We start from the raw sequence: 18,795 nt of genomic DNA, 5'->3' as shown, positions 1-18,795 counted from the left end.
GCCCCTTGAAAGGGGTCGACCCTTCCGGCGGGTCCGCTCCTGGAACTGAACTATTTTCGCTCATACCACGCTCCAATCCATAACTGTCCACACGGCCTAATGTTTGACCATTTTTGCACGTGCGTACAGGCGTTCAGCCAGATTTGCCAGCGTTTTCAACTTGCCGCGGGCAGCCGGACGTTGACCCTCAGACCACCGAGCGGCGAATCGCCCAGTTCCATCGCGCCTCCATATTCGCGCGTCATCTCGGACACGATCGACAGTCCAAGCCCGGAGCCCGGTTTGCTTTCATCCAGCCTGTGTCCGCGCTTGACCACATCGCCGATGCGCTCTTGCGGAATGCCCGGACCGTCGTCCTCGACCACAAGCAGCAGTTCGCCTGTCCCCTTATCCCTGGCGGCGGCGCTCAGGCTGACGCGCACATTGCGGCGTGACCATTTCATTGCGTTCTCGACGATGTTGCCCGCCAGTTCCTCGAAATCCTCCGCCTCGCCCGCGAAATGGATTTCCTCGTCGGGCAACAGCAACCTGATTTCCTTGTCGGGATTGAGCTTTTGCATCACCCGCACGAGCCGTTCCAGCGCCGCGCGAACAGGGGCACGGTAGACCACGCTTTCGCGCTGCGCGGCGACGCGGGCCCGCTGGAGATAATATTCGACGTGTTCCTGCATGGCGGCGGCCTGGTCCACGACCATCCCCCCCTCGCTTCCACCCATCCTGCGCCCTTCGTTGAGAAGCACCGCCAGCGGCGTCTTCAACGCATGGGCGAGGTTTCCCACCTGTGTGCGGGCGCGCTCGACGATGCGGCGATTGTTGTCGATAAGCGCATTGGTTTCCTCGGCCAACGGCGCGATCTCGGACGGAAAGGCGCCGTCGAGCTTCTTCGCCGTGCCCTCCCTCACCTGCGCCAGGGCATTGCGCACCTGATCAAGAGGCTTCAATCCGAACAGGATCGCGATTGCATTGATGCCAACCATGCCGAACCCAAACAATGCCAGATAGCCGAAGAGTTGACGCTCGAAGCGTGCAATGTCCTGCTCCAGTTCCGTTCGGTTGCCCATGATGCGAAACCGCGCGATACGGTTTTCCTCGTCCAGGATGAAGTCGTTCTCCAGCACCTCGACACGCTCACCGTCGATGCCGCGCGCCTCGTAGCGACGCTGGAACTGGGCGTCGAAGGGCACTGCCGCAACGGACGGCGCCTCGATCGGCTGCGTCATCGAAGGCGAGCGCAATTGCCCTTCCAGGTTCTGTGAAACCGGCTCGACCGACCAGTACCAGCCGGAACCCGGATCGGTGAAACGCAGATCGTAGAGTTCGGGCCCGCCCTGCAGCCTGCCTTCCTCCGACACGCCGACCGCGGCGACGAGACTGTAGAGATGCGCGCTCAAGAGGCTGTGAAAGCTGCGCTCGGAGGCGTCGCGATAAAGCGCGGTGATCAGCGTTGCGATGACCACGAAGGCGGCGACGGCCCAGATCGTGGAAAACGTCACGGCGCGAAAGGAAAGCGATCGCAACCAGTATTTCACGCCCGCCTCCCGTCCGCGAAGGACGCTGCATCCCTCATGGCTGTTGCGGATCGCGCATGCGGTAGCCCATGCCGCGCACCGTCTCGATCAGATCGACACCCATCTTCTTGCGCAGGCGGCCGACAAACACCTCGACCGTGTTGGAATCGCGGTCGAAATCCTGATCGTAAAGATGCTCGACGAGTTCCGATCGCGACACCACTTCGCCCATGTGGTGCATCAGATAGGAAAGCAGGCGGAATTCGTGCGAGGTCAGCTTCAGCGGGGTATCGTCGATATGAGCCTTTGATGCCTTGGTGTCGAGGCGCAGCGGGCCGCAGACCAGTTCGGTGCTGGCATGGCCGGCTGCGCGTCTTATCAGCGCCCGCACGCGCGCCATGACTTCCTCGATATGAAACGGCTTGGCGACGTAATCGTCGGCGCCCGCATCGATCCCGGCCACCTTGTCGCTCCAGCGGTCGCGCGCCGTCAGCATGAGAACGGGCATCTTGCGGCCGTCGGCGCGCCAGCGTTCGATAACGCTGATGCCGTCCATCTCCGGCAGGCCGATGTCGAGAACGACCGCGTCGTAGGGCTCGGTGTCGCCAAGGAAATGCCCCTCTTCGCCATCGAAGGCACTGTCGACCACGTAGCCGGCCTCTGTCAGCGCTTCGGCAAGCTGGCGGTTCAGGTTCTTGTCATCCTCGACAACGAGTATCCGCATCTTTTCGCTGCTCGTCCCTTTGCCGTAATGCCGACCGCCGGATCCGGTACTCACCCGGTTGAACGTCTATACCCAATCTTCTGCCGAGAATCAGACCCGGCCACGGCGAAATTGTTACCTATCCGGCCGGAATATTGCGTTGCACGCGGCGCGGCGGCTTGCCGCCCTTGCCCGGCACCGTATAGACAATCTGGCAGATCGTGCGGCCGCCGCGCTGGACGGCCACGGCGCGCCGCAATTGCCCGCCATTGCGCGCCGCCTCGGCCCGCCCTATCGCGTTGCAATCGGCCGCGACCAGGTGAAGCAGCGGGGAGACGGGCGGCGCGGTGACGCGCATCGCCGCCTGACCGAGCCCGGCAGAAGAAGCGGCAAGCACGATGGCCGCCATCAGGCTGATATGGGGTGCGGTCGTTTTCATAGCCCTCTTCAGGGTCCCTTGCGGTCCATCCAAGCGTGAATTGCGACAAACCCTAATCCAGCGTGACTGAACAGGGAATGAACGTTGTGCTTCATTCGATCCTTTGCGAAGCCGATACCCGACCAAGGATCGCGATGATACCGGATATCGCCGTCACGGCCTGCAGGATCGTGTCGACCAGCGACGCCTGGTCGAGAGTTCCCACCGGCAGGCCAACCAATCCGGCGATTGAAGTCAGGATCGTCACCAGCGCCGCCCAGATGGTGCGCGAATGATGCCAGCTCTTGCTCGAAACCATGCTCTGCTCCTGTTTGATTGTGAAAAGCCGCCTAAGAAAGGGTGAGGTTCAGCGTCGCCGCCGGGCCGGGGCCGAAACGGGCGCTCAACTGACTGACGCTCGCCTCCGCCTGCACCGGCCTGTCGGGAAAATCGGCCTCGATGTCGGCGGCAGCGTAGGTCAAGGCATTGGTGGTCGCGGTGAGCGATCTTTTGAGGTCGCCGTCGCCATCACGTATCTCGATGCGATAGACCTCGCTTTCCTCGCCCAGCGGGATGTCGCCCTCCAGCCACGCATCGGCGGCGACCCGCGAACGCCGGATCCAGGTGAAATCGACATCGCCGCTCGCCGCGCCGGCGGCACGCAGATGCACCGGCGACAGCGGCCGGGCGGCGCGCACACCGCCAGCCACCGTCTCGACGACGAAGAGATCGCTCGACAGTTCGGCCGCCGTCGGTCCGACCCGCCAATGAAGATCGAGCCCGGCCTCACTGGCCTGCAGTCCCGCAGGCTGCACCGCTCGGTCGAGCAGGACGAACGCCGCCCCGGAAGCCGCGCCGGCGCGCATGGCATCCTCGGTGCCCAGTTGGCCGCGCAACAACCCGGTGAGCCGCCAGACGTCGGCCGATATCTCCTCTGCCGTCTCAAACTGGACGATCTCCCAGGCACCCGACAGCGACCGGATCGCGGCTGCATTGCCGCCGTTCAGCAACTGCGCCCTGGAAATGCTCGACAGTTCGCCCGAGGAAAGCGCGACGATGATCGCCTGGGCGTGGTCGACGCGGCCGCTGCAGGTGCCTTGTGAGGCCTGTTCGAGATAGCCCATTGTCGCTGCCCGCTCGATGGTGGTGCGGTGCCCGTAGCCGTTCGGTTCCGGCGAAGCATAGACCACCTGGCGCCGCCACGGTCTTGCCCATGCGGCGATGCGGAACTGCGCGTGCGGCGTGTCGGCATCGCCCCAATTGGGCAGGTCGAGAAACTGGACAGCCGGCCTCGACGGCAAGGCTGGCGGCGAAGTCTCGCGGCCGCCAACAATCGGCGCGGCACGCGGTGGGGTCGACCGGACGATGCTGCGCGCGCTGATGCGCCGTTCGAGCCCCTCCTCGATCTCCTCGACAGTGTAGGTCCGTCCGGCATCGAAATCCGCCATCAGCACCGGCGTGCCGGGCCGCAGATCGCGGCGCGATGCCGCAACGCCAAAGCTGATGCGCCGACGCGCGCTGCGGCGTCGGCGCAGCCAGTCGCGCACGAGCACCTCGCCCGTGCCAACGTCGAGCGCGCCGTCCTCGATCGGCGAGCGCGTGCGCGCTGCCCGGGCCGACGCGGAAGCATAGTACCACTCGAATCCCTCGCCGCCTGCAATCGCCCCACGCAAGGCATTCCCATCATAGGGCGTGGCCGCCCCGTCGAGATTGCCATCGACGAAATCGGTGTCGCGCCAGTCGCTGAGCGGCACATAATTGTCGATGCCCACGGCATCGATCGCCGGATGGGCCCACAGGGGATCGAGATGAAAGAAGACGTCGCCGCTGCCGTCGGCCGGCTGATGGCCGAAATATTCCGTCCAGTCGGCGCCATAGGTCAGCTTGGTCCCGGCCCCGAGTATGGCGCGGACCTCGCCGGCAAGCGTGCACAGCGCCGTCACGGCCGGATAGCCCCCGGTTCCGTCACGCAGCGCGGTGATGCCGCGCAGTTCGGAACCCAGAAGGAAGGCGTCGACGCCGCCGGCGGCCGCGGCCAGATGCGCGTAGTGCAGCACGAGCCGCCGGTAGCCCCATTCTGCCGCCGCCCCCGAATAGGAGACGCCATTGGCCGTCGCCTGGAACTCGCCCGGCTGAGCATTGCCGAAGAAGGCGGCAAGCTGGTTTGCCGCGGCGGCCGTCTTGTCGGCCGAGCCCGGTCGATCAGGGCCCGGGTGGCAGGTGATGCGCCCGCGCCACGGATAGGCCGCCTGCGCCGCCCCGCCATAGGGATCGGGCAACTGGTTGTCGGCCGGCACGTCCATCATGATGAACGGATAGAGCGTCACCGACAGCCCGCGCGCCTTGAGGTCGACGATCGCCTCGATGACACTCCTGTCCGAGGGCGTCCCACCATAGGCGGCTCCGCCATCGACCTGCGAAACGATCATCGCATCCTCGCGCCCCTGGCCCGAGACGCGCCATGCGACCGAGAACCCGCTGTCCGAACCCTGCGTCACACCGGGCCGTATCCGGCACGCGCCTGCCCGCAGATCGTCGCCGAACCATGTCACGACGAGCGCCACATGCTCCAGGTTCGGGCAGGTCGCCTGCAATTCGTCGATCGATGCCGAAAAGTCGCTCGCCCCGAACAGCACGTGCCGGTTGACCGCCAGGGTCTCGCCCGGTCTGAGCGTGCGGCGGACGACGTCCGGCGCATAGCCGAACTCGGTGGCGCCGGGGATCAACGCCATCGCGCGCACCCGTCCGGCAAGCGCGCCGATCGGCCGCAGCACTTCGAACTGGAGTTGCGGCAGGCGGTTGCCGAAATCGTCGAGCGGCAGTCTGTCGAACACCACATAGGCGACACCGCGATAGGCCGGGGCGTTGCCCGCACCTTGCTTGGCCTCGATCAAGGGGTCGGGCGCCTGGCTCTCGCCGCCGCGATGAACGCGATAGGTGATCGTATCGAGATCCAGTTCCTTGCCGTCGGCCCAGACGCGCCGGATGCCGGCGATCTCGCCTTCGCACAGGCCGAATGCGGCATTGGCGAAATAGCTGTAGGTGGTGACCTTCGGTCCGCCCTTGCCGCCCTGCCGGTCGGTCTGGCTCGTCTCTTCGAAGCGGGTCGCCCAGATCAGCGTACCGCCGACACGCATCGTGCCGTAGACACGCGGGATGGGCGTGCCGTCTTCAGCCGTGAGCGGGCGCACCTCGGTAAGCCGCGGCCCCTCCTGGCGCCTGGTGCTGTCGATGAGCGCCCGGTCGGCGAGATAGCCGGCAATGGCGCCTGCGGCCGAGCCGATTGCGGCTCCGGCCGTGCCGAAAAGCCCACCGATATAGGCACCGGCGGCCTGCAAAACGATCGTGGCCAAGGTCGGTCAACTCCAGTTGATGTCGGGAAAGCGGAAGAGGCCAGCGATGCGCCGATGCCATTGCGGCACCAGCGGCGAAATCAGCACCGCATGCCCCTCATAGGCATGGATGAAACGTTCGCGCGTTATCAGGATGCCGGCGTGCTTTGCCGCCATGCCGCGCCGCCAGCGGAAGACAACAAGCCGTCCTGGCGAAAGATCGCCCTCATCCGCGCGCCTGCAGTGCCGTTGCGCGGCCGCCAGCAGCGGATCGCCGCCGTTCATCTCGGCCCAGTCGGCGCTGTAGGGACCCGGCAATTCCGGCTCCCGGCCGTAGACGCCGCGCCACACGCCGCGTACCAGACCCAGGCAATCGCAGCCGACGCCGCGCGTCGTCCCCTGATGACGGTAAGGTGTGCCGAGCCAGGTCAGCGCTTCCGCGACGATGCGGGCTGCAGTGGCCTCTTCGTCCTGCTCGATCCTGCTCATGGCACAAGCGGGCTCCCGTCGAACAGATCGCCTTCGCTGGCATAGCCATAGGCCGCGTCATTGCCCGGCAGGTGCGGAAAGCCGCGGAAATTGAGGTGATTGGCGAACTTCGCCTTGCAGGTGGCAAAGCTCTTGTCGCAGCCCGCCGTCACCTTGAAGCCATCGCCTTCAACCGGCGCCGGCTGGGCGGGCCACAGATCGAGAACCGTCCGGCCATTTTCCCGGCGGTGCCCGACGATCCGCCAGCGCTTGCCGGCCTGCGCACCCGACGTTGCCTCGAGCACGCCGTCGGTGAACCAGCCGTCTTCGAATCCTTGCAATGCGTTGACGACGACGCGCCCGGCTTCCGACTGCGGCCCGGCCGTTGCCGTGGCGGAGTATCCTGACGCGTTCAGATCGAAGGCGCATTTGGCGTCGCCCAGTTCGGCGTCGCAGCCGCGCCGGAAAAAGCGCCCGCGCGGCTGGTCGAGGAAGGCGGCGGGGCTTTGCAGCTCGGCGCGAAAGACCCCGTCCTCGCGCGTAATCTTGCCGATATGGGCGATGCGCAACAGAGCGCGCTGCGACGGTTTCGCCCAATTGACCAGAAAGGTCTCGGCCCTGGCCCCGTCAAACCTGCCTGCCAGGACATCGTCGAAGTCGAGCATGTCGGACGAGATCGCGCCCTCGACATCCACCGTATCGATGCTCAGCCCCAGCGTCGTGCGTGCCTCGCTCGCCGAAAACCCGGTTTCGGGCCGAAACGCCGTCCCGGCGAAGCTGATTGGCGCGTCATGGTCGGTGAAACCCTGGACCACGCCGTCGCTTCGCGTCAGGCGCCAGCAATGGCAAAGCGTGGTCGTATCGCCTTCGAGATGGGCCAGGAAATCTTCTGAGAAGTCGCTCATATCCGCACCTCCAGCAATGGAACGGACGGCGCCTGCCCGGCCTAGAAGGCGGCAAGGCTGATCGACAGTTCCTCGCCGTCGAAGCGCACCGGCACGTCGAACAAGAACCCCGCCGTTATCACCGCGCCGCTTCCGGGAACGCTGCCGGCGAGAAACGTGACCGTTCCGCTCGCCGCATCGACGGTGAACTGGCTTCCCTCGGCTAATTCCACGCTATCGACCGCGACCCGCACACTGCCGGCCACGGGCTTGCCGATCGGCCGGCGATAGGCGTCGGCACCCACGCCGTAGGTCTTTGCCAGCGCAAAGCTTGCCGTTGAACCGTCGCCGGTGCCGATCGTCTGGTCTTCTGCCGACACCGTGTCGCTCGGCCGGCAGGATTTCATGTCGAACGGGTCGCGGAAGCGGAAAGCGTGCAGCGAGCCGCGCCGGGCCTCGTAAAACTCGGTCAGTTCGTGCAGATCCTCGAGCGAGCGCAGGCCCGTGCCGACGTCATAGGCACGCCTGGAATGGGCGAAGCGCGCATTGCGCTGTTCGCGGCCCGAGGTCAGTGTGACGATCTCGTTGCGCCGCCGGGGCCCGCCCGTCGCGCCGAAGGAGATCTTCAGCGGAAACAGCACGTCGTGAAAGCCTGACAACTCAGCCATGTCTCGTCTCCCGCCTTACATGGAGCGCAGGCCGCGCGAGGCGGCGCGCGCAATCATGCCCGTGAGCTGCGCTTCCGACTTGCGGAAGGAGGCGGCATCCGGGCTCGTCACGTTGAAGACGATGCTGACGGGCGCCGTGCTGCCCGATGCAGCGACGCCGAGCCTTCCATCGGCGCCGCGGGCAAGCGGCAGGATCGCCTCGGCCCCGGCCTCGCCCATCAGCCCCGTCTGGCCGCCGAGCGGAAAGCAGGTCGGCGACGACACCACGCCACCATCGGCAAAGGGCAGGACGTTTCGGGCGGCCGAGAACAGGCTGGCGAACCAGGAGCCCGACAATTCCTTGAGCGGCTGCAGGCCCTGTTCGAGCGCCAGCCCCGCCAGGTTCGTCCCGATCTGCCGCAAGACGTCGTCCAATGCGCGTCCGCTGACCGCAGCGCTGCGCATGGCGCTCGTCAATTTCGTGCCGAAACGCCGCGAGAGCCTTTCGAGATCTTCGAGCTCCACCCTGGTGTTTTCCAGATATGCGTTATCGTCCAGGAAATTCGTCTCCGTCATGCGTTTGACCTTTGCTGTCTTGGTCCGGGAAGCGCTCGAGCAGCCGCCCCAATGTGCGGCGGTCCGGCACGCCCGATTGGTGCGCGCCAAGCCCCGCCGCGGCGGCAAGCTCTGCCGGCGTCATCGCCCAGAACTGGTATGGGGAAAGCCGCAGCACGCCGAGCCCCAGCGCCATCGCCTGCGACCAGGGAAACGGCGCCGGGCGGGATGCTGCGGCGTTCAAGGGTTTGGCGGCGTTTCCTCCTTCTCGGCACGCGTGCCGAACGTCGCCGCCAGGAGCCGTCCGGCAATACGCACGAATCCGGCCGCGCCGTCGGGCGTGTGCATATGGCGCACCGCCTCGTCGTCGATGGCATGACCGCCGGCGCGCAGGCCCGCCCCGACGATGCGCACCAGGTCCTCGGCGGCAAGCTTGCCGCCGGTAAACCGCGCCGCCAGATCGGCCAGGTTGCCGACGCCGAAGGCCTGCTCCAGTTCGGCCAGCGCGCCAAGAGTCAGGCAAAGCCGGTATTGTTTGCCGTCGAATTCGGCGGCGATCTCGCCGCGTCTTGCGTTCACGCCGCTCATGTGGCCACGAAGCTCACGGCGCCGGCCGATTCCAGCGCGATGTCGAAGGTCACCTCACCGTCGTGGTTGCCCGAATATTCGAGCGCGGTGATCTGGAACGAACCTTCCACGATGCCGAAATCTGGTATGGCGAACTGCCAGCTCGACACGGCGCCGGCAAAGAATCGCGAACGGATCTGTTCGTCCGAATCGGCATCCTTGAAGATGCCGGACCCGGAAACCGCGGCGCGCTGGACGCCGCTGCCTTCGAGCAGTTCGCGCCAGCGCCCGCTGGAGTCGGAATTGGTGATATCGACCGTCTCGCTGTTGAAGGCGAGCCGCTTGGTCCTCAAGCCCGCCACCGCGACATGATTGCCGAGCCCGTCGAGATCGAGCTTGAGCAGCAGGTCCTTGCCTCTTTGCGCCGTCATCCGCGCGCTCCTTTCGAATGTTGGGATAAGGGGTCGTGCCGGTCAGGCCGTCTCGATCAATGCGCGGTAGCGTATCGATCCGTGATAGAGAGCGAGATCGTCGTCGAAGCCGAGTTCGCTCGCCTCGAAGGCCAAGCTCACCAGAACATGGTCGGCAAGCGGCGGCAGCACCTGGTCGAGACAGGCGCGGATATCGTCCATGATGCGTAGCGCCTCGGCCCTGCCCTTCGCCTTCGACCACACGTCGAGCACGATGCGGTGCTCGCTGCCGGCCTCGCTCGCCGTGCTCCAGTCGCGCATCGTCGCCTTGCCGAAGCTCACATAGGGAAAGGCCTGGCTTGCCGGCACGGGATCGTAGATATACGCGCCGCCGAGACGGGCGACGAGCCCGGCATCCGCGCTCAAGGCGGCAAAGACCGCCTTTTGCAGTTCAAGGGCCGGATGGCTCATCGCTTGCTCCTTCAGTGGCGTTGACGTTGCGCCGCCTGCCCGCACGATCGTCCCGCCGCGCTCCGGCCCGGACGTCCCGCGCCGTTCCCAGCGCCCGCAGAAGACCCTGCAATGTCAGATGAAGGCTTGATGTCACGGCGACACCTCTCTGGTCCGGCAGACAAGATAGCGGCCCGTCTGGTCCGGATCGCCGACTGTCAGGATCGTCAACGCCCGCCCGCCGACCCGAAAGCGCATGCCGGCGGCGATGTCGCCGCGATGCCTGACAACGACTTGGTGCGTGCCAATCTCGAGGTGCTGGCCGGCCTGCGGCACCGCCGTTCTGGCAAGCACCTCGACCAGGCCGAAGACCGTGTCGACGGTCTGGCGATCGTTGCAATCCCGGATGGCCCGTCGATCATCACCTCGCGCACGTCGCCCAGCGTCTCGCCGATCAGCGCGATGCGCTCGAACTTGCGCCGGGCAAACGGCGCAAAACCGTTGACGAGCCCGTGCACCCATTCCGCGCCGAGACGCGTCTTGCCCGATCCGCGCCCGCCGATAACGAGCCAGATGCCCGTCGGCTCATCAAGCGGGTACTGCGCCGCGCGGGCCTGAAGGAACCACTCATTTCCGACCAGCCGCGCTTGCCGTTCCGTCAGTCCTTTGAGCGGCAATCTGTCTGGCGTGCTCGTCGGCCAGTTCGACGATGCGCTGATGGATACGTTCGAGAACCGAAGCGGTTTCCGCATTGTTGTTGTTCTTTTCTTGCGGTTTGTGGAGGCGCGTCAGGTCGCCGATCTTTTCGAGCGTGCGCACCAGCGCGCCGATCGTTTCGATCTTCGCCTTGTCGGGGGCGGCGCTCCCTTCCTCCCCGTCCTTGGCCAGTTGTTCGATCTGCCCGATCCAATGCACCAGTTGGCGGTGCAGTCTCGCCTTTAGCGCATCGCCCTCCTCGGCCGCACGCCCATTCGTCCAGCCTTCGGCGCTGATACGCCGCTCGATCGTGCTTTGCGCATAGCCCGTCAGCGCTGCCAGCATTTGCGGCGAGGCCGCCCCGCTTTCGTAAAGCGGGCGCGCCGCCGCCCACTTGAGCGTCGTGTTCTTCGCCATCGATGATCCCTGAAAATTCGGTGCGCCGCCATCGGGGCACAATTCCGACGATGACGAAACCCTACCAAAGCACCGTCACGGTGTCAAGAATAAATTCCTAAATTTTTGCCGACGCCGTCCGCCCCTTCCGTCAGGTATCGACCAGATAAAGTCCCTTGGCCTGGGTCGGGTTGTCGCCGGTCGCCGGTCCGATCAGATGCTCGAACTGCCCCTTGAGGCGCTCGATCCTGCCGCGATCGGCCATGAAGCGGCGGAACGCGGTCGGGTCGGTGTTGTAGGCAAACACGGGATCGAATCCGGCGGGATTGGCGACATCGCGGCGCACGACCCTTTGAAACGGCGAAGCCTCGATCGTCGCCTTGTCCAGCATCCAGCTCAGGTAGAGGCGCGCGGCCTCCTTGTGCGGCGAGGCGCGGAAGATTGCAGCCATTTGCGGCCAGGTGAGGAACGTGTCGTTGCGCGGCAGCAGGAAACGCGATGTCTGCGTGGGCGCCAGTGCGCCGGAAGCCGTAAAGGTGGCGACCTTCTCACCCGCCTGAACGACGCGTGAAGCCGGAACGGTGCCGCGGATCCACTGCACATCCTGTGCCATCAGACGGTCGACAAAATCCCAGCCATAAGTCGAAACGATACGGTCGAACTGGAACAGCACCGCGTCGTCATCGTGCGGGTAGGTAAGCACGAGCTTTCCCTTGTGCCGTGGGTCGAGATAGTCGGGAGCATCGCGTGGCGTCTCGTCTTCGGGGAGATCTGCGGCCACGACATTGCTGAAGGAGAATATTCTGATCGCGGTGAAGGCGCCGTCGGGATCCTTGAATTCGGGATAGACGGCGTCCCAGCCGAGCGGCTTGTAGGGCTCGATCAGGTCGGCTGCCTTCCAGCGGTCATAGTCGTGCATGGTCTGCAGATGCGCGACATCGCATTCCAGGCGCCCGCGCGCGATCTGCTGATCGATGCGCGTGTCATGATATTTGCTAAGATCTGTGATGATGCGGACGTCGATCTCGGGAAAACGCGCCTTGAAGGCATTTTCGGTCGCGACATTGCCGTCGGGAACGTCGCCGCCCGCATAGACGACGAGCTTGCCGCCCTCCGCGATCGCCGCGCTATAGAGTTCGTCGAGCGAGCGGACCTCGATGTCGGGCGGTGGCGCGGTTGGAGTGTCAAGGGCGAACGCATTTGTCGAACGCACCATGGCGTATGCGCCGAGCGTCGCCCCGGCGCTGAGAATGCGTCTTCTGCTGATCGTCATCCCAGTCTCTCCTATGATCGATTGGCGCACTGTCAGGGCCGTCCACTTGGTCCGATGTCGCTGGCGGTCGTGGCCATGGCCGTATCTCCTGTTCGTGCCCTTGCGTTGGTAGCAGCGTCTTCCGTTCTATTGGCCCCCTTCAGTCAGTTGGTAGCTGTCGTCTATCAAGTTATAGACCTCGTTTTCCGGGACTGATCCGTCGAGCAGTACGGTGAGCCAATGCTCCTTGTTCATGTGATAGGCAGGCAGGAAGCCTTTCATCATGCGCAACGATCCCACAGCGTCGGGCCTGCATTTGATGTTGACGACATCAACCTCGCCTTCTCCGGCGATGCCGAGTTTCTCTCGCGAAACCGTCATGACCAGGGCGTACCACTTGTCGGAATCCTTGTGCCGCAGGGTCGCGTAATGCTGGTAGTTGCTCCATGGGTAGTCGGGTGACGTGTTGTATTTGTGTTCTGCGTAGCTGAACACCGCGGATCTCGAGATCATTGTCATACCCCGTTTGCTGTTTGCCGTGAGGCGCAGAGAAGCAGTGCGAGAAACCAGTACCAGTATGCGTTGCGAACTTCAGTAGCCCACGGTGAAGCGCTGGCGGCTGTGCGCGGGCTTCTCCAGCTCGTCGACCAGGGCGATCGCGTAGTCCTCGAAGGAAATGCTGCTGCCCTTGTTGGTGGTCAGGAGTTGGTCACCGCCGAGGCGGAATTTACCAGTGCGCTCGCCCGGCACAAACGCCGCCGATGGCGACAGGAACGTCCAGTCGATTTCCCCTTCACCGTGAAGCATGTTGAGGAACTCTCCCCCTTTCGTCGCCTCGGCCTTGTATTCGGGCGGGAAATCCGGCGTCGAGACCAACGTCACGCCCGGCGCAACCTCCAGGCTGCCGGCGCCGCCGACGACCAGATAACGCTTCACGCCGGAGTCGCGGACGGCCTCGACCAGCGTCTTCGGATCGCTGGCAGTGAAATGCACGCTGCTGATTACCGCATCGTGGCCCTTGAGCAGGGCGGCGAGCCCGTCCTTGTCGTACACGTCGCCCTTCTTCGCAGTCACTCCGGCGCCGTTTGGGACCTTTTCGGGATGGCGCACGATGGCCGTGACCTCGTGACCGCGGCTGACAAGTTCGGCGAGGATGCGCGAGCCGACATTGCCGGTGGCGCCAATGAGAGCGATTTTCATGGGACGGTCTGCCTCTGCATTGCTTCCAAGGTTGCATCCTCCCCGCAAGAAACAATAGCAAGTTGTCGCCGATCGAAAAATGATCAACAATCATACAATATGTATCAACTGATCGGACAATCGCCGTGACGGAACTTCTGAACCTCAACCGTCTGCCCTTCTTCGCGGCCGTGGTTGAAACCGGGTCGTTCACGGCCGCGGGCGATCGGCTGGGGGTTGCCAAGGCCGTCGTCAGCCACCAGGTCAAGAAGCTCGAGGAAGAACTCGGTGTAACGCTCCTGGCGCGGACGACCCGGCGCGTTCAGTCGACCGAAACCGGACGATTGTTCTACGATCGTTGTGCTGTGATCCTGCGGGATGCCGGATCGGCCTTCGCCGACATCTCCAGCAGCGCTGCCATCCCGACGGGCACGCTCGCCATCTCCGCTCCAATCGACTATGGTGCGATGGCGGTTGGTCCCGCCATCGCACTCTTCATGCAGCGCTACCCCCACATGCGGGTTGACGTGACCTTTGACGACAACGTCTTCGATTTCTCGGAGAAGTCGCTCGACGTCGCGATCCGCGTCGGTTGGCCAACCGACTCCAGCTACCCGGCGCAAAGGCTCGGCACGTTCCAACAGTTTCTTGTCGGCTCGCCCGCGCTGGCGCGACACTTGCCGTTGCGCCTTGATCCAAAGGCGGTCGAGGCCCTGCCATGGGTCGCCAACAATGCCCTGAAAGCGCCTCTGCGCTGGCAGTTCTCGCGCGGCAAATCTGAAAAGTTGATCATTGAGGCACGCTCATCAATTTCAGCCGACAAGACGCCGGCCGCATATGCCTGCGTTCTCGCCGGTGCGGCGGTCTCTGTGTTTCCGGATTTCCGGGTCGCAGGCGACATCGCTGCGGGACGCCTGGTTCATCTCCTGCCCGACTGGACGTTGCCGACCGGCGGCATCCATTCCATCTATCCCGCCACCCGATTCCGGCCCGCCAAGGTCAGGCTGTTCATCGAAATCCTCAAGCGGCAGGAACGGGCACGGACCACCGCGGCCGATGGGACCGGCGGATGCTTGCGGGAAAGCAGCAAGGCCGTCTCAAACATTCAAAGCGATGGCACTGCAGGTTCGTAGCAAGCTTCCGCTGCGTCGGGCAGGCTTGCCAATCCGGCTTCTCCGGTTGTGCCAGCTGGCTTTCTTCAGATTTACGCTGTTTCGCATTAGGGTTGTCTCATCTGCGAATCTCCTTGTTCGCTCACGCGAAATCGGCGACAAAAGAAGCTCGCCTGGGGGGCGGCGATTTGGCGTGCGCGCAATTGTTGGTGCGCGCGAATGTTTCACGAGTGCGGGACGTCGTTCCGATGGAACACCCCTTCGAGCCACGCAAATCCAGGGCGCCCAGGGCGACACGCCTTCTCGAATTCGATGCGTGGTTCGATACAACGCTCTACGAGGCGGCATCCAGGGCCGGCCGGTTCTGGGAGACGGTGACGATCTTTTGTCGCCGCTTTCGCGTCTATGGCTGGCGGCGCGCCATTGTCGAACTTTTCAGCGAAGGCATGACGCTCGGAGCCGCCGGTGCGCTCGTCATGCTGGCGCTGGCCATGCCCGCCTTCGAGGAGACGGCCGGCAACTGGCGCGCGCAGGACGATTTCGCCGTCACCTTTCTCGACCGGTATGGCAACGAGATCGGCCAGCGCGGCCTCATCCAGCGCGACTCCGTTCCCGTCGACGAGTTGCCCGACCACGTGGTCAAGGCCGTGCTGGCGACCGAGGATCGCCGCTTCTTCGACCATTTCGGCATCGATTTCATGGGCCTCGCCCGCGCCATGACGGAGAATGTCAGGGCCAATTCCGTCGTCCAGGGCGGCTCCACGATCACTCAGCAACTGGCCAAGAACATCTTTCTGAGCAACGAGCGCACCTATGAGCGCAAGATCAAGGAGGCTTTCCTGGCCCTGTGGCTGGAAACGAACCTGTCCAAGGAGGAGATCCTGCAGCTCTATCTGGACCGCGCCTATATGGGCGGCGGCACGCACGGCATCTCGGCGGCAGCCGATTTTTACTTCGACAAGAATGTCAGGGACCTGAACCTGGCCGAGGCGGCCATGCTGGCCGGGCTCTTCAAGGCGCCGACGCGCTACGCGCCGCACATCGATCTGCCGGCGGCACGCGCCCGCGCCAACGAGGTGCTGACCAATCTCGTCCAGGCCGGCTTCATGACCGACGGCCAGGTCGTCGCGGCGCGCCGCCACCCGGCCGCCGTCGTCGACCGCGAGGACCAGAAGCATCCAGACTATTTCCTCGACTGGGCGTTCGACGAGGTCAAGCGTCTTGCCGCGCGCATAAAGGGTCACGCCCTCATCGCCCGCACCACGATCGACCTCGACATGCAGGAGGCGGCCGAGGAGGCACTCGAATTCCACCTGCGCCAGTTCGGCAAGGACTACGGGGTCACGCAGGGGGCCATCGTCCTCATGGCGAACGACGGTGCCGTGCGCGCCGTCGTCGGCGGCAGGGACTATGGCGCCAGCCAGTACAACCGCGCCACCCGGGCCCGCCGCCAGGTCGGGTCGTCCTTCAAGCCCTATGTCTACGCTACCGCCATGGAGCACGGGTTCACGCCCGACTCGGTGATCTCCGATGCGCCAATCTATTGGGGCCGCTGGTCGCCGAAGAATTATTCGCGCGGCTATTCCGGCCGCTTGACGCTGGCGACCGCCCTCATCCGCTCGATCAACACGGTGCCGGTCCGCCTCGCCAAGGAACATCTCACGATCAAGCCCATCAAGGCGCTCACCGAGGCGATGGGTGTCGAATCGCCTGTCTTTTCCGACAAGACCATGGTGCTGGGAACGTCCAGCCTGACCGTTCTCGACCAGGCGACCGGCTTCAATGTCTTCGCCAATGGCGGTTATGCCGGGACGCGCCACGCGATCGCCCAGTTGCGCACCCCGTCCGGCGAGATCGTCTATGACTGGCGGCACGACGCGCCGCCGCCCCGGCGCGTTCTTTCCGAACAGGCGGTAACGGCGATGAACTCCATCATGGTGCGCATCCCCGAAGTCGGCACCGGGCGCCGTGCGGCGCTCGACGGCATCCGCAGCGCCGGCAAGACCGGCACGACCCAGGCCTACAAGGACGCCTGGTATGTCGGTTTCACCGGCAACTATACGGGTGCGGTATGGCTCGGCAACGACGACTCCACCCCGACCCGCAACATGACGGGCGGCTCGCTGCCCGCCATGACCTGGAAACGGCTCATGACCTATGTCCATCAGAATGTCGAGTTGAAGCCGATACCCGGGATCGATCATCCCTTCGTCGACGACAGCCGCAAGGGCGCGGTCGCATCGGCCACCGGAGAAGGCGATGAGGGTGCCACCGCGCAGATACGCCCGGCGACGCCCTCGCCGGAAACCGTCCGGCTTCTGCGCGGAATGTCGGACCTCTTTCGTGAAGCGCCTCCATTGCAGGCGGCCACGAAGACCGACACACTGTCGGCCCTTTGACCGTTTCGCTGCGTGCCGCATCGCCATGCTGAGACCACCCCCGCACAGATTGCCCCGATACCGCTGCCATCCGGCGTCACGGCAGGCAGGCGTGAGAGCGGCATGCTGAAGACGGCGGCAATGGCGCTCGGCGTGCTGACCTTTGCAATCGCAGGCGGCGGCGCAAGCGTGTGGTATGCGCTTGGCCAGATGACCGGGCCGGCCGCGCTGCGCACCGGTGTGTGGACCGCCTATCCCGAGCTCGGCTCGGCCGAAGCCGATCCCTATTCCAAGGCCGCAATCGCCCGCGATGCCGTGCTCCCGCTCGGCCCTGCCGAAGGCCTCGCCTTCTACGCCGACCGCGACAGCACCGGCATTCGACTGAGCGGACGATGCACCTACCGCCTCGAAGGCACCGTGCCCCTGGCACGGTTGTGGACGCTGCATGTCAGGTCGGCCGACGCCTCACGCCACGCCTCGCCCGGGCTGCATTCGATGGCCATCATCCACCGGGATGACAACGGCGTCGAGATTACCGCCGCCCCCACGCCGATGCCCGGCAACTGGCTGCGCACCGGCAATTTGCGCGAAATGACGCTCGTCCTCACCCTTTACGACACGCCGGTCGCCGGGCGGGCATCAAGGGCCCGCATCAGCCTGCCGGAAGTCACCCGCCTGGGGTGCCGCGGCCAGGGCCCGTCGGCGCCGCCGGCGGACAGACAAGACGGCATGATGTAGGCGCATGGCAATCCGGACCGTCCACTGCCTGATCCTGGCCCTGTTGGGCGTCGTCATCGTCCATGTCACGGTGCTGTTCCTGCTGCCGCTCTATTCGGAACGCGATGCCTGGTCGCGCCTTTCGGCGCTCGGTGCGCCGCTGCAGACGGTCGCCATCGAGCGCCCGTCGGGAGGCGTAGCGATCCGGGACAACGACCCGCTGTTTCGCTCGGCCGCCTGCCGCTTCGATCTGGCCGCAGGTCCGGTGCATATCATGGCGAGCGACGGCGCCCCCTTCTGGTCGGTATCGGTCTACAATCGCTGGGGTCAAAACATCTATTCGTTCAACGACCGCATCACCATCAGCCGCGACATCGATCTCCTGCTCGCTTCGCCGGCTCAGATGATCGCATTGCGTCAGGATCTGCCGCCGGCCTACGAGCAGTCGATCCTGGTCGAGGTCGAGGATCCGCTTGGCATCGCCGTCGTGCGCGGCTTCCGGCCCGACGATTCCTATGCCGCGATCATCGACAGATTTCTTGGATCGCTTCGCTGCACGCCGCAGTGAACCTGCCGCTAGCGCGCGTTCGCTTCAAACGGAAACGTTTGAAGCAAAGATATGCGCGCCAGATCAATATGTTGGAACATGTTCTAACGCTTGGAGCCGTTGGAGCGAGGTGACCGGCCACCCGCCTTGCCCACCTGCTTCTTCTGCCCGTCGTCCTGCGAGGAAGGGATGCGCTCGTAGCGCACGCCCGGAAACATGATGATTGCGGCCGGGCCGGCAGGCGCACTGCGGGTGGCGGAGGTCTTGCGCACAAAGGGGACGATGTTCGTCATGGCTTTCGCAGGTCCTCGTGGGCACGCTCAAGCACGCATACAACTCGTCGCCTGACGTTTTGCCCAGCAAACAGTTAACGCTACGTTACTACGGCAATTCGGCTTTGCGCGCTGTGACCTATCGCACAGTCCCGGCCATCGCGGTCGATTTCGACACACCGAACCTCAGCGTGAAGAAAAGCGATGGTTAACAAGGCTTTCCGGGGCGCGGTTAACAGCTTGCTAACGCTTGCATGCGACCTTGCGCCAAGCGGTGACGGCGGCGCGGGCCGCAGCCTCCGCC

The 18,795-nt window shown here is 64.7% G+C and carries 24 protein-coding genes and 1 pseudogene; 5 read left to right on the top strand and 20 right to left on the bottom strand.

The genetic code is table 11. From position 1 onward, the window contains the following. Positions 1-155: 155 nt before the first annotated feature. The 19 genes and pseudogenes from GM909_RS04910 to GM909_RS04825 all read right to left on the bottom strand — a co-directional run bounded on the left by GM909_RS04910 (position 156) and on the right by GM909_RS04825 (position 13,486). The gene (locus GM909_RS04910) at positions 156-1,529 is read right to left on the bottom strand and encodes an ATP-binding protein (protein WP_157015094.1); all 1,374 of its coding nucleotides are present in this window, start codon (positions 1,527-1,529) and stop codon (positions 156-158) included. 34 nt (positions 1,530-1,563) lie between these two features. Next, on the bottom strand, positions 1,564-2,232 hold the full coding sequence (locus GM909_RS04905) for a response regulator transcription factor (protein ID WP_157015093.1): 669 nt from the start codon (positions 2,230-2,232) through the stop codon (positions 1,564-1,566). A 118-nt stretch (positions 2,233-2,350) separates the two neighbouring features. Then, positions 2,351-2,650 carry a hypothetical protein gene (locus tag GM909_RS04900; RefSeq protein WP_157015092.1) on the bottom strand — a complete coding sequence of 100 codons (300 nt, stop codon included), beginning with the start codon at positions 2,648-2,650 and terminating at the stop codon, positions 2,351-2,353. A gap of 91 nt (positions 2,651-2,741) precedes the next feature. Next, positions 2,742-2,948: a hypothetical protein gene (locus tag GM909_RS04895; RefSeq protein WP_157015091.1), complete on the bottom strand. Its 207-nt coding sequence runs from the start codon at positions 2,946-2,948 to the stop codon at positions 2,742-2,744. 31 nt (positions 2,949-2,979) lie between these two features. Further along, positions 2,980-3,753, bottom strand: a complete 774-nt coding sequence (locus tag GM909_RS26580; protein WP_456238006.1) for a GTA baseplate fiber-binding domain-containing protein — start codon at positions 3,751-3,753, stop codon at positions 2,980-2,982. Between the two features lie 453 nt (positions 3,754-4,206). After that, a pseudogene (locus GM909_RS26575) lies at positions 4,207-5,982 on the bottom strand (baseplate multidomain protein megatron); the annotation flags it as partial. A gap of 6 nt (positions 5,983-5,988) precedes the next feature. Continuing rightward, the gene (locus tag GM909_RS04885; RefSeq protein WP_157015089.1) at positions 5,989-6,450 is read right to left on the bottom strand and encodes an NlpC/P60 family protein; all 462 of its coding nucleotides are present in this window, start codon (positions 6,448-6,450) and stop codon (positions 5,989-5,991) included. Continuing rightward, positions 6,447-7,334, bottom strand: coding sequence for a DUF2163 domain-containing protein (locus GM909_RS04880; protein WP_157015088.1), 888 nt, complete (start codon positions 7,332-7,334; stop codon positions 6,447-6,449). The genes GM909_RS04885 and GM909_RS04880 overlap by 4 nt, the downstream gene beginning before the upstream one ends. A gap of 41 nt (positions 7,335-7,375) precedes the next feature. Then, the gene (locus GM909_RS04875) at positions 7,376-7,981 is read right to left on the bottom strand and encodes a DUF2460 domain-containing protein (protein WP_157015087.1); all 606 of its coding nucleotides are present in this window, start codon (positions 7,979-7,981) and stop codon (positions 7,376-7,378) included. Positions 7,982-7,996: 15 nt separating this feature from the next. Then, positions 7,997-8,536, bottom strand: a complete 540-nt coding sequence (locus GM909_RS04870; protein ID WP_157015086.1) for a phage tail tape measure protein — start codon at positions 8,534-8,536, stop codon at positions 7,997-7,999. Then, positions 8,508-8,759 carry a rcc01693 family protein gene (locus GM909_RS04865; RefSeq protein ID WP_157015085.1) on the bottom strand — a complete coding sequence of 84 codons (252 nt, stop codon included), beginning with the start codon at positions 8,757-8,759 and terminating at the stop codon, positions 8,508-8,510. The genes GM909_RS04870 and GM909_RS04865 overlap by 29 nt, the downstream gene beginning before the upstream one ends. Next, positions 8,756-9,103: a gene transfer agent family protein gene (locus GM909_RS04860; RefSeq protein ID WP_157015084.1), complete on the bottom strand. Its 348-nt coding sequence runs from the start codon at positions 9,101-9,103 to the stop codon at positions 8,756-8,758. Before GM909_RS04860 ends, GM909_RS04865 begins: the two co-directional genes overlap by 4 nt. Further along, positions 9,100-9,513: a phage major tail protein, TP901-1 family gene (locus GM909_RS04855; protein WP_157015083.1), complete on the bottom strand. Its 414-nt coding sequence runs from the start codon at positions 9,511-9,513 to the stop codon at positions 9,100-9,102. The genes GM909_RS04860 and GM909_RS04855 overlap by 4 nt, the downstream gene beginning before the upstream one ends. A 42-nt stretch (positions 9,514-9,555) precedes the next feature. After that, positions 9,556-9,963: a DUF3168 domain-containing protein gene (locus tag GM909_RS04850; protein ID WP_157015082.1), complete on the bottom strand. Its 408-nt coding sequence runs from the start codon at positions 9,961-9,963 to the stop codon at positions 9,556-9,558. Positions 9,964-10,169: 206 nt separating this feature from the next. Continuing rightward, positions 10,170-10,460, bottom strand: a complete 291-nt coding sequence (locus GM909_RS04845) for a hypothetical protein (RefSeq protein ID WP_456238005.1) — start codon at positions 10,458-10,460, stop codon at positions 10,170-10,172. 109 nt (positions 10,461-10,569) lie between these two features. Next, positions 10,570-11,055, bottom strand: a complete 486-nt coding sequence (locus GM909_RS04840) for a hypothetical protein (RefSeq protein WP_157015080.1) — start codon at positions 11,053-11,055, stop codon at positions 10,570-10,572. A 130-nt stretch (positions 11,056-11,185) separates the two neighbouring features. Next, complete coding sequence (locus tag GM909_RS04835; protein WP_157015079.1) at positions 11,186-12,307, bottom strand: ABC transporter substrate-binding protein; 1,122 nt, start codon at positions 12,305-12,307, stop codon at positions 11,186-11,188. Positions 12,308-12,433: 126 nt separating this feature from the next. Continuing rightward, positions 12,434-12,799 (bottom strand): MmcQ/YjbR family DNA-binding protein, encoded by a 366-nt coding sequence (locus GM909_RS04830; protein ID WP_157015078.1) that lies wholly within the window; start codon positions 12,797-12,799, stop codon positions 12,434-12,436. A 78-nt stretch (positions 12,800-12,877) separates the two neighbouring features. Further along, positions 12,878-13,486 carry an NAD(P)-dependent oxidoreductase gene (locus tag GM909_RS04825; protein ID WP_157015077.1) on the bottom strand — a complete coding sequence of 203 codons (609 nt, stop codon included), beginning with the start codon at positions 13,484-13,486 and terminating at the stop codon, positions 12,878-12,880. Positions 13,487-13,611: 125 nt separating this feature from the next. Here GM909_RS04825 and GM909_RS04820 point away from each other — a divergent pair, with 125 nt between their 5' ends. The 4 genes from GM909_RS04820 (at position 13,612) to GM909_RS04805 (ending at position 18,240) form a co-directional block, all read left to right on the top strand. Further along, a complete protein-coding gene (locus GM909_RS04820) occupies positions 13,612-14,598 on the top strand; it encodes a LysR family transcriptional regulator (RefSeq protein WP_157015076.1) in 987 nt (328 codons plus the stop codon). 227 nt (positions 14,599-14,825) lie between these two features. Then, a complete protein-coding gene (locus GM909_RS04815; RefSeq protein ID WP_157015075.1) occupies positions 14,826-16,976 on the top strand; it encodes a transglycosylase domain-containing protein in 2,151 nt (716 codons plus the stop codon). Positions 16,977-17,078: 102 nt separating this feature from the next. Beyond that, positions 17,079-17,693 carry a DUF1214 domain-containing protein gene (locus GM909_RS04810; RefSeq protein ID WP_157015074.1) on the top strand — a complete coding sequence of 205 codons (615 nt, stop codon included), beginning with the start codon at positions 17,079-17,081 and terminating at the stop codon, positions 17,691-17,693. 4 nt (positions 17,694-17,697) lie between these two features. Beyond that, entirely contained in the window at positions 17,698-18,240 is a 543-nt protein-coding gene (locus GM909_RS04805) for a DUF1254 domain-containing protein (RefSeq protein ID WP_157015073.1), read from the top strand. An 83-nt stretch (positions 18,241-18,323) separates the two neighbouring features. Here GM909_RS04805 and GM909_RS04800 read toward each other — a convergent pair whose 3' ends face one another. Then, positions 18,324-18,512: a hypothetical protein gene (locus GM909_RS04800; protein WP_157015072.1), complete on the bottom strand. Its 189-nt coding sequence runs from the start codon at positions 18,510-18,512 to the stop codon at positions 18,324-18,326. Between the two features lie 17 nt (positions 18,513-18,529). Here GM909_RS04800 and GM909_RS04795 point away from each other — a divergent pair, with 17 nt between their 5' ends. After that, the gene (locus GM909_RS04795; protein ID WP_157015071.1) at positions 18,530-18,703 is read left to right on the top strand and encodes a hypothetical protein; all 174 of its coding nucleotides are present in this window, start codon (positions 18,530-18,532) and stop codon (positions 18,701-18,703) included. The last annotated feature ends 92 nt before the right edge of the window (positions 18,704-18,795 follow it).

The sequence above is a fragment of the Mesorhizobium xinjiangense genome, assembly GCF_009749525.1.
GTDB classification, from domain to species: Bacteria; Pseudomonadota; Alphaproteobacteria; order Rhizobiales; family Rhizobiaceae; genus Mangrovimarina; species Mangrovimarina xinjiangensis.
This window is presented reverse-complemented; position numbering and strand designations above follow the sequence as displayed.